Raw genomic sequence first — 10,531 nt, forward strand, 5'->3', positions numbered from 1 at the left:
AGTGCTTTGCGGTAGCGTTCCTGCTGTGCCTTGTTGGCATCCTTCATACCCCGCAGGCCGACGTGCAAATCCTTGGCTTCGACATGCCCCACTGCTAAATCGCCACGCTGAATAATAAAGTCCGGCGCACCACAGGCAACCCGTTTGGGTTCGTTAATGGCGGTAATTTCGCTGCCCAGGCTTTCAAACAACTCTTGCAGGGCTGGACGATATGAGTGTTCGGTGGCTGCACCTGTTTTGTGGGTGCTGATTACTTTCTGTACAAACGTATGGATCATTGGCAGTTCGTTCCCTGTTTTACTCAGCTCCATGGCTACGTGACATTAACACAGAATGGTCACCATTAAAGCGGGTGTTTGCCCTGAGGGCCGCGCGAATGGCTGCATAAAAAGGCGCCGGAATAAATGTCGCACTGACTGTGTTTGTTATACCTTGCTGGCTAGCTTCTCATCTTCTTCTATGGAGCCTATGCAAGTCTTTTGCAATCTTATTATTTCCCTAGAACAGGAGATAGCTTTGTAGATAGTATTTCTTGAATCTCGTTTGGTAGTTTATCGCCAAGTAGGCGAATTATACTTGCAATTAATTCGAGATCAATTTGCACGGTGTAATCGTGCTTTGACTCTGTTGAAAAGTCACTTACATAGGTGCTTCTCAAATCAATGGAATTTTCAGTTTTGTTCCAGCTTACTTTAGGATCCTTTAAATTAATTTGACTCCGACCGTGATTGGCTGGAGATCCAACTCTAGATATTTTCATAGATTCCAATTTCCAATAAGGGCATAACGCCCGCATAAAAGGCCGACCGTCAGGGAGGTCCAGCGCAACGAAGTGAAGCGATTTTTGATGTGCTTGTTAGAAGGCAACATTACATTACTGCTATAATTAATATTACAACTACAATTGCAACAACCCACAAGGCTGCGGAAGATGAGCCTTTTTTCTTCTCTTTAGAAGAAAGACTTACTTCAATTACATTCGATTGAGATTTAACCTCTGGTTTTTTTTCTGACTCCCAGACTGGATTGTAGCCACCGAGAATATACTTGTTTATTTTTCGGATAACCGGCTTAACCCCAACGGCAACTTCTTTATACTCTCCGTTAACTTCCTCATAGCTTGTTCTGTACTGCCAATTCGTATCTTTTTTTGGATTTATGCTATCGGGAAGATTATCTAATGTTTCTAACACTCTCTTTCGATCTAAAACCGGACACAACTCATTTTCTTTTAGCGATAGCTCGAGCTCATGTTTAATTCTATTTTTGTCAAAGTGCCAGACACCTGAGCGGTCGAATTTTCCATAATCCAGCCAACCACCGCCCCATTCATTGATCGGCATACCAAGCCTTTTACAGCCCCATATATTTGCATCATATTCTCTTTCTCCGAAGCAATATTGGTCTGGTTTGTATGCTTTTTGGCGATTTCTATAACAGCCAACACCATAATAAGTTAAATCCTTTTTAGTGGCTGCATGCCCATTTATAAGCATTTGAGAAGATTTCCAGCTACCAACTAATTCAAAAACTGTGATTACTAGCTCAACCTCCGTAATGGGCAGACTAACTTTATATTGTGCATGCTTTCCTTCGCCAGTGGCCGTATATGATGGAAGGTTCTGGCATATCTCAATAGCTTTATTAAAATTTGGTGATGAACTATAACCAAAAGAGATTTCAACGTTTGCCACCTGTCCCTCAGTTACAGGAATAGTCACTCTGTCCTCTTCAGTTACCGGATCACCACATTGTGGACAGAACTTCGACCCCTCATTAATTCCCGCGCTACATTTATCACATACTAACATTGAATTTTTCCTGATCTCTCTTTGCCTTCTAACGCCTAACTCAGCGAGCGCCGAAGGCGTCCGCTGCAGTTATTTGTTATATTCTGTTGGTAATGGGCAATCATAGTTGATATCTATCATATCCAGATTTGTAATGGGCAAGTTGGCATACTTAACTCCTTTCTGAGACATATTCTCTTCCGGCCTGCCATAGATGAAGACGAAGGCAGTTGGTTTCTCTTTTTGTATGATCTTTTCTAGGCGCGTGGTTACGAGCTTTTTAACCTTATAGCTATCAATCAAGCGATCGCCAATCATGACGGTAGTAATGAAATCTTCTTCAGCTTTCTTGAAATTCTTCTTAAATTTGATCTGGTATCCATAACCAGAAGGCAACCTATTAATAAAAGCCCAGCCATAATAGATAACGGGATAATCTGGAAGGGTCTCTAAGTCCTGCTCCCAAATGCATTTGAAAATGCTTTTATAATGAACGTCTCGTCCCTGTATGTTTACTCGCCTGTGGTCTAATGACCCGTCTTTCTTGTAACGTATGTAGCGGCTTACTACTGATCTTACTGAATATATATTTCCTACGCTGCCATTCTCTCTGAGAATGGCATCTTTAGGGCGCTTTATGAATTGTGACTTCTTGACTTGCTTTTGATTAGGAAATCTATTTGCTTTGGATTCATCGTAATATGAAGCAGGCCTTTCTAACAGAAATACATCAACGACTGATTCGTCAACAGAGCGTCGTTCTTCCTTAACAGAAACGCCATCTTCATAGCGCAAATCGAGTGGTACGTTATTAAATATCTCGCAAAATTCACTATGTGAGCCGTAAACTCTGAAGTGGGGAACCACCTTCATATCTTGAACATCTTCGTCCAAGTTGGCGCAGGTGACCTGAGCAAAGCAATCGGTCCCTGGGCATAGAAATTTCTTCTTATCTGTAATCAATCCGGACCAGTAGAGATCATAGGCCCTGTCAGGATCAAGGTAATCATCAGCCTCTATGCTGTAGGCGATATCTAACGACAAAGTCCGATCTCCCTATGAATATAACGCCTCAATAACCAGCAGCCGCAATGAAGAGAAGCGTAATGTAGGCTGTCCGGCGCCGAAGGCGCAAAATTGATTGATTGCTTAAGTGTGATTAAGACCACTTGGTAAGCTCTCCAAGAAAGGCACAGTGCATATTATATTCCATTATTTCCGACAGTACTTTTCGGACGTCTTCAATGGGCTCTGGATCTAAATTATATGCAACGACGATATTATCTTCCGAATCCAGCATGACTGCACATTTTACGGGTTTTGAACCTGATCGGCTTGCTGCAGCTAGCGCAGATGCGAGATCCATTGACTGAACTGTTGATTTCTTTTTATCTTGACTGTCACTACTTGCCTTTGGATAACGGAAGTAAGTACTTTTTGGATCGTACCCACTGACTAAATCAATTTGCTTTCCAAGATCATCAGAAATACTCCAGTCCGTTGACTTCGGTAGCAAACCAACGTGCGAATCAAATACTTTCCTGAAATATTTGTATAGATCAGATAGGTTATGCGTGTTAGAGAACGGCCTCCATTTTCCATTTATGGAAATGGCAGGGTTCTCCAAATCAAAATCTTGGCCAAATTCTATATTGTACTTTCTGTGCTAAATATAGATTAGCGACTTTAAGTACAATTCAATTGCATGCCTCTGCAAGTAGCCAATGGGCGACACAAGATCACTGTTACCCTCCGACTTCAACAACAATTTTGCTGCATCCCTAAATGAACTGCCCCCCATTAGTTGGACGGTTTAGTTTACTGGGCACTTAAGGACTGAATTCGGTATTGGACCGGACTCAGTCCTTTTAGTGTTGGTACACTTTGTGCTGATAGTGCCAGCCTTGATCCGAGTGAATAAGTGGTTTTTCAGATCCATTAAGTCGTTTTTTTGCTTTTTCCACCATCTGCGCTACGAACCTCAGTACAGGGCGGGAGCTCATTTCATAGGCAATAATTTCGCCATTATATAAATCCATCATTGGAGATAAATACAGTTTTTCTCCTGCGACGTTAAATTCAGTCACGTCCGTTACCCATTTTTGATTGGGGCGTGCCGCACTAAATTGACGTTGTAAAAGATGGGGAGCGATACGTCCCTCGTGTCCTCGATAAGAACGATATTTCTTTAGACGAACCACGGACTTGATGCCAAGTGTTTGCATCAGTCGTTGCACTTTTTTATGATTTACGGGCTCGCCCATTTGGCGCAGTGCAGCGGTGATACGACGGTAGCCATAACGTCCTTTATGTTGGTGGTAAAGCGTTTGAATCCGTTGCTTTAGATCCAGTAAAGGATCAACCACCTGTTGTTTAGCGAGGTGATAATAAAACGTACTGCGCGAGAGTTGGGCTATTCGCAGTAAGCTATGTAAAGGATAAGCGTGCCTTAGCTCAGCAACTATTTGCGTTTTTTCTTGAGCAACCGACCCGTTTTTTGCGCTAACTCTTTTTGCTGAAGTAAGGCATCGAGCTTTTTTAGGTACGCGTTCTCCGCACGTAAATACTCGTTTTCTTTACGTAGTTGTGTCAATTCTTGGCTTGACGTTAGGGTAGAAGAGCTCGGGGTTTTACGGGATGAAGTGCTCATCGTTGGTGGCCGTCCTTTAGGTTTAGATTCAAGAGCAATGAGACCTTCTAAATCATACAGTCGTCGCCAACGACTGACGACTCCCGCACCGCCTCGAATATCAAAATAAGCAACGGTTTCTCGTAAAGAGAGCTGATGTTGCTCCATATGCGCTAGGACTTGCTGTTTAAATTCAGCACTATATTTCCGTGCTAATGAGATGAGAGACGTCTTACTCTGAATCGCTTCTAGCGTGATTTGTAATTTAAGTTCTGCACTATATTTAGCCATGAAAAAACCCCAAAAGGTTGGATCAGTGTCCAACTTCTTGGGGTCGGTTCACTGCGGTTTAATGGGGGGATTACCTAACCATGGAAGCACAATAGGATTCAACTTAATTTTAAAAAAAAAATAGGTCAAGGCTCAGAGCGGGATTGCTGGACACATCCATTAAATCCACGCTTATGTGTCAAAACCACTCGTAATTTCAAAAATGATCGCAATCAAAATTGTCTTGACTATTACTACTATAAGAAAATCAGTAAGTATCAGGATGCCATGCTTCATGTACCACGTATCATAGGTTGGGAGCAAACAGACCATGGTTCTGGCTTAGTGGTAGAACGAGTGCTTAATCACGACGGTTCACCAAGTTATAGCCTGAACCACCATATGCTGTGCAAAAAAACCACTCCGCAGGAGGCCATAAGAATGATTCAGAGTTGCTTTGCCGTCATGCTTCGCCATGGCATCGTGGTCTCTGATGAGTGCCCCAGTAATTTTCTGGTTCAAGAGCTTGAGCAGCAAAAGCGTCTTGTTATCATTGATGGTCTTGGACATCGACGTATAAATATAAAAAGTTACCTAAGAGATCACTTCAGGTTTTACGCCAATCAAAAAACAAAAGAAACCAAAAACCATTTGCTTTATTACACTAATTGTTTTTCTCGTTAATTCATTATTTTCACAACAGGGTTGCTATCCTAGTGAAAACCCTGTTATACTTTTTTGGATTTCAACAAAAGGAGAACTGACTGTGGATACCGATCCTGGTGAAAGTTGCCGATCTTTGATCGGTCATTGTGCATTCTAGGACACAGTTCTCTCGTCTTTACTGTGTCCTAGCCGCTTAGGACGCAGTGTCTATTGGGTATTCGCCCTCTTCACATCGCAACTCACTTGTTACATGCCCTTTAATGGGGCTGCTCGTGTTTATCTTGGCATAGCTTTGCGCGATGGCCGCGGCCTGCTTTTATCCTTATCACATCCTCATTATGCGTAATTAATTTTTCAATTAATTTTGCGCAGGGATCAATTTGTCTTTTTTATTTAGTGATTTTAATTATTAAATTCGCTAGGGCTAATTGCGTCCTTCTTTTATTGCAATCAGTTTTTTCTATTTTGATTTAAGTAATCAATATATTTCTAATAGGATACTGATATGGAACTCGATACCATCATCCATGCCACACAGAGTGCGGTAGCTCGCAATGATTGGAAAACCGCTAGCGGCATTGTGAATGCGCTACCTTACCCAGATATTGCTAGCGTTTTAGGGCATCTTTCTGCCGAGGCGGCTTTGCAGCTGCTACGCCGCTGTCAACATGATAAGCAATCTATTATTTTTGGCTATATGGCACCGCGCATTCAATCGGAGATGGCGCAGTTAATGAGCCGCTCAGAACTAACGGCTTTATTTGAAAAAATGGAGCATGACGAGCGTGCAGACTTGTATAACCGTTTGTCAGAAGAAGAGCGTCAAAGCATTTTACCCGGCCTAGCACATGCCGAACGCGAAGACATTCGCACATTAGCCAGTTATAAAGAAGGGACGATTGGTTCTATCATGACGTCTGCCTACGTCAGCCTGCATGATGATTTAACCGTTGCTCAAGCCTTAGAGCGCATTCGTCTCGAAGCCCCTGATGCAGAAACCATTTATCAAATTTATATTGTCGATAAGCAGCGTCATCTTAAGGGCACTGTCTCTTTGCGTGAACTCATGCTCGCTAACCCCAATGCGGTTTTACGTGACATCATGGTTACAGACGTACTGCATGCCCGTGCGGACGAAGACCAAAGTGAAGCCGCTAACCAAATTGCGCGCTATGACCTATTAGCTTTACCCATTGTCGATGACAAACAACGTATTGTTGGTATTGTGACCCACGACGATGCATTAGATGTATCGCGCGAGGAAAGCACCGAAGACCAAATGCGTTTGGGTGCTGTCAGTACCATTGGCTCCGGACTAAATATTTCTTTAAAAGATGCGTCCATTGCTGTCCTGTACCGCATGCGTGTATTTTGGTTGGTGATTCTTGTTTTTGGAAACATTTTTTCCGGAGCGGGTATTGCGCATTTTGAGGAGCTCATCGAAAGCATGGTGGCCCTGGTGTTCTTCTTGCCATTATTGGTAGATAGTGGTGGTAACGCCGGCTCGCAAAGTGCCACATTAATGGTGCGTGCTTTGGCTACGGGTGATGTGCGAGCACGCGATTGGTTTTCGATGCTAGGCAAAGAAATCACGGTTGCCTTACTACTGGGTTTAAGTATGGCGGCGGCCGTATCCATCATTGGCTTTTATCGCGGTGGTCCAGACATTGCGCTGGTAGTGGCATTGACAATGATTGTCATTGTGATTGTCGGTAGTGTAATTGGTATGTCTTTACCTTTCTTGCTCACACGCTTCAAACTTGATCCAGCTTCGGCCAGTGCCCCACTTATTACTTCTATTTGTGACGGTGTAGGTGTATTAATCTACTTTAATATTGCTAATATCCTATTAGAAATGCCCGCCGTCTAACCTAACATAAGGATCACCTTTTCACCCTCTTGTGTGATCCTTGTGTCACAAGAGCGAGTTACACTCGCTCTTGTGCTTTTCTATCCCCTTATACTATGCAAGCTTTGATTAATGTTAACTTGATGGAGCTGCTCAATAGCTTTATCAGCCTTTTTACCGCTTTTGTCCTTGGTGGCATTATTGGTTTTGAACGGCAATTTAGGCAACGTACTGCCGGATTACGTACGAATGTGCTGGTGGCGGTAGGCGCAGCGATTTTTGTCGATATGGCCATGCGTACCGGGGGAGATGACGGGGCAATTCGTGTCGCGGCCTATGTGGTGTCTGGTGTGGGCTTTTTAGGTGCAGGGGTAATTATGCGCGAAGAAGGCAGCGTGCGTGGTATCAACACGGCGGCTACGCTGTGGGCTTCTGCTGCCATAGGCACCAGCGCTGGCGCGGACCTGATCTTAGAAGCCATCATGGCGACCTTTTTTGTGTTAGCCGCTAATACGCTCTTGCGCCCTTTTGTTAATGCCATTAACCGTATCCCAATTGACGCTCAAGCCAGCGAACTTACGCATGTGATCCACATTATTGCCCCCGCCTCACAGCGGCAAACCGTAATGAGCGATTTAGAACGTATGCTCAAAGCGTTTCATTACCCACTGGCTGAACTCGATATCACTCCTTTTGGGGAAGAGGAAATCGAAATAGAGGCTACCCTTATGGCCACCTCTATTGATGAAAAAGATATGGATCTGTTGATCAAACAGCTCAATCAAAATGCACGCGTACGCCAAGCATTTTGGTCTCCACGTACAAATGATTGAATGCCTTTCACGTTCCTTTGTTAACTACGTGGCCTGTCTTCATCCCCTGACCTAAAGTAATTAGATCTTAAAAAAACAAATATAAAACAAAGGCTTAAAAATCAATGCCGCTAAAAAACCAAAAGCACAGCTTAAAATTTTTTTAAAAAGAGCGTATAAGTGCTTAATTTATAGAGAAATATCTGATACCATTTCTGCGTAGATGACGCTTTTTGACGGTCTTAGGTATTCCATATGCACTTATATCACTTATCTCGACGTTGGCTGGGCGCTAGCATCAGCACAATTACCGCCTTATTTGCTGTTTTACCCGCGTCGGTGTCTGCACAAGACCTCAATGTCAATCCTGTTCGTTATCACGCGCCGTATACGCAGTTTGCAGCAAACTTACAGCCCGTACAGGTCTCGCTTGCTCCAACTAGCCCATCGCTACTGCAAGGTTTACCTGCACAGTTACACTCTGAAATTGCTTATGTTCAGGACCTAAAAACCGGGCGGGCCATTTATCAAAAAAACAGTACCCAGGTTCGCCCTATTGCGTCCATTACCAAGCTCATGACCGCATTAGTCGTGCTCGAAGCGAACCAAGATTTAAACGAAACACTCGAAATCACCTCTGCCGATATCGATCGCCTAAAAAACACAACCTCTCGTTTAAGCGTAGGCTCTAAGCTAACACGCGCTCAGATGCTGCATTTGGCCCTGATGTCTTCAGAAAATCGTGCAGCAAATGCTTTAGGGCGACATTATCCCGGTGGTATTCGTGCTTTTGTGCGCGCCATGAATGATAAAGCCCGTGCTTTGGGGATGCGCGAATCGCGTTTTGTGGAACCCACAGGGCTCTCTAGCGAAAACGTTTCTAGCCCCAAAGATCTGGTGCGTTTAATGCAAGCCACGGCTCAACACCCGCTCATTCAAGAGTACAGCACCAGCGAACAACTTACCGTAGAGCCTCGCCCAGGGCGCCAACTTGTTTTTAGTAACACAAACCGGCTAGTACAAAACAGTAAATGGGATATTCAAGTCTCTAAAACGGGGTTTATTAATGAAGCCGGTCAGTGTCTTGTGCTACTCACTAAGCTCGAAGGCCGCCAAGTCGGCATTGTTTTGCTTAACGCTCAGGGGCGCTACTCTCGTATAGGTGACGCCATCCGTTTGCGTAACTTGGTAGAAAGCTCTAATAAACTTGCTATGCTTTAACGCTTTTTATGTGTATTGCTTATCTTGCTTTGGCCACCGACCCGCAGTGGCCTTTATTTATTGCCGCTAATCGTGATGAGTTTCATCAGCGCCCTACTCGTGCGGCAGCACCATGGCCGGATTACCCACATGTTATAGGTGGCTTAGATTTACAAGCAGGTGGTACCTGGTTTGCTGTGAGTACTCAGGGCAGATTTGCTTTATTGACTAACTTTAGGGATATGTTCCCTGCAACGGGCTTAGAAAAAAGTCGTGGCGAGCTACCCAAGCAGTTTTTAATACAGACACTATCCGCCCAAGACTATATACAACAGGTGGCTGAACAAGGCCATCTGTATCAAGGCTTTAATCTTATCGTGGGACAATGGCACGCTCAAAAAGCTGAGTTTGAGTGCTATTACTACAGCAATCGTAATGATACGCAGCCTCAGGCTCTTGCTCCAGGACATTATGTATTAAGCAATCACTTACTCAATACACCTTGGCCAAAAAGCCAACGTTTATGTGAGCGATTACAACATTACCTATCTGCGCAAACGCCAGCCGCCATTAGCGAGGTGTATGCTATCTTACGCGACGAACAAAAAGCCGAAGACCATTTGCTTCCCCAAACTGGGCTCAGTCTTGAGCGGGAGCGCTTATTAAGCAGTCCTTTTATTATTAGCCCAGACTATGGCACTCGTAGTTCCACAGTATGGCAAGTGTCACAAAGCGGACACAGTTTTTTCCATGAGTGTAGTTATAATCCACAAGGAAAAGAAACAGAGCGCCACAGCTGGCCTTTACTATTATGAACCGTATCAAACTTGGCCACTCCTTGTTAAACTTAGATGCAAATTCATAACTAAGCAAAGGAGTTACCATGCGTTCTTGGTTAACTGGGATCTGTGCCTGTTTTTGTGTGGCAACTGTTTCGGCTCAAAACCTTCCTCCCGTTGAGTTTTATTTAAATACCGCCTATATGTGTGGAGGGATTGGTAGCGATCAAGCAGCAGCTTTTAAAGCTGCACGTTCTCACTACCCACTTAGCTTAAACTTTGGACAAAAGCTCGGTAATAAAGTCGCTTTTATTGCAGATATTCAGGTGGTCATTCGCGATCAATACGATCAAACCGTTGTAAATATCAATAGCGAAGGTCCATTTTGCCTACTAGATATGGATTACGGAAAATACCAAGTCTATGTCACGTACGAGGGGCAAACCCTGCACCAAACTATAGAAGTTAAAGGCGCTGGTCATCAGCTTAGTTTTATTTGGCCAGAACAAAATACGACCGAGCTTTCTAAATAGGAT

12 protein-coding genes are annotated in these 10,531 nt (G+C 43.8%); 6 read left to right on the forward strand and 6 right to left on the reverse strand.

Annotated features, from left to right (window positions below; all coding sequences use genetic code 11):
* From Q1V74_RS08155 to Q1V74_RS08180, 6 genes are all read right to left on the reverse strand, one after another.
* Window positions 1–311: hypothetical protein (locus Q1V74_RS08155; protein ID WP_300648004.1), on the reverse strand; the 311-nt coding region annotated here is incomplete at its 3' end.
* A gap of 558 nt (window positions 312–869) precedes the next feature.
* The gene (locus tag Q1V74_RS08160) at window positions 870–1,811 is read right to left on the reverse strand and encodes a hypothetical protein (protein WP_300648007.1); all 942 of its coding nucleotides are present in this window, start codon (window positions 1,809–1,811) and stop codon (window positions 870–872) included.
* 69 nt (window positions 1,812–1,880) lie between these two features.
* Window positions 1,881–2,834: a hypothetical protein gene (locus tag Q1V74_RS08165; RefSeq protein ID WP_300648009.1), complete on the reverse strand. Its 954-nt coding sequence runs from the start codon at window positions 2,832–2,834 to the stop codon at window positions 1,881–1,883.
* Window positions 2,835–2,949: 115 nt separating this feature from the next.
* Window positions 2,950–3,417, reverse strand: a complete 468-nt coding sequence (locus tag Q1V74_RS08170) for a hypothetical protein (protein ID WP_300648011.1) — start codon at window positions 3,415–3,417, stop codon at window positions 2,950–2,952.
* A gap of 241 nt (window positions 3,418–3,658) precedes the next feature.
* Complete coding sequence (locus Q1V74_RS08175) at window positions 3,659–4,255, reverse strand: IS3 family transposase (protein ID WP_300648024.1); 597 nt, start codon at window positions 4,253–4,255, stop codon at window positions 3,659–3,661.
* A complete protein-coding gene (locus tag Q1V74_RS08180) occupies window positions 4,252–4,710 on the reverse strand; it encodes a hypothetical protein (protein WP_300648013.1) in 459 nt (152 codons plus the stop codon). Before Q1V74_RS08180 ends, Q1V74_RS08175 begins: the two co-directional genes overlap by 4 nt.
* Window positions 4,711–4,806: 96 nt before the next feature.
* On the opposite strand from Q1V74_RS08180, the gene Q1V74_RS08185 reads away from it, so the two are divergent.
* From Q1V74_RS08185 to Q1V74_RS08210, 6 genes are all read left to right on the forward strand, one after another.
* Complete coding sequence (locus tag Q1V74_RS08185; protein ID WP_300648026.1) at window positions 4,807–5,373, forward strand: YrbL family protein; 567 nt, start codon at window positions 4,807–4,809, stop codon at window positions 5,371–5,373.
* Window positions 5,374–5,860: 487 nt separating this feature from the next.
* Window positions 5,861–7,225, forward strand: coding sequence for a magnesium transporter (gene mgtE / locus Q1V74_RS08190; RefSeq protein WP_260648781.1), 1,365 nt, complete (start codon window positions 5,861–5,863; stop codon window positions 7,223–7,225).
* Window positions 7,226–7,320: 95 nt separating this feature from the next.
* The gene (locus tag Q1V74_RS08195) at window positions 7,321–8,037 is read left to right on the forward strand and encodes an MgtC/SapB family protein (protein ID WP_300648015.1); all 717 of its coding nucleotides are present in this window, start codon (window positions 7,321–7,323) and stop codon (window positions 8,035–8,037) included.
* A 234-nt stretch (window positions 8,038–8,271) separates the two neighbouring features.
* Window positions 8,272–9,237: a D-alanyl-D-alanine endopeptidase gene (gene pbpG / locus Q1V74_RS08200; protein WP_260648783.1), complete on the forward strand. Its 966-nt coding sequence runs from the start codon at window positions 8,272–8,274 to the stop codon at window positions 9,235–9,237.
* Between the two features lie 8 nt (window positions 9,238–9,245).
* Window positions 9,246–10,031: an NRDE family protein gene (locus tag Q1V74_RS08205; protein WP_300648018.1), complete on the forward strand. Its 786-nt coding sequence runs from the start codon at window positions 9,246–9,248 to the stop codon at window positions 10,029–10,031.
* A gap of 68 nt (window positions 10,032–10,099) precedes the next feature.
* A complete protein-coding gene (locus Q1V74_RS08210) occupies window positions 10,100–10,528 on the forward strand; it encodes a carboxypeptidase regulatory-like domain-containing protein (protein ID WP_300648021.1) in 429 nt (142 codons plus the stop codon).
* Window positions 10,529–10,531: the final 3 nt, after the last annotated feature.

This window comes from Paenalcaligenes sp., from assembly GCF_030152715.1.
GTDB classification, from domain to species: domain Bacteria; phylum Pseudomonadota; class Gammaproteobacteria; order Burkholderiales; family Burkholderiaceae_B; genus Paenalcaligenes; species Paenalcaligenes hermetiae.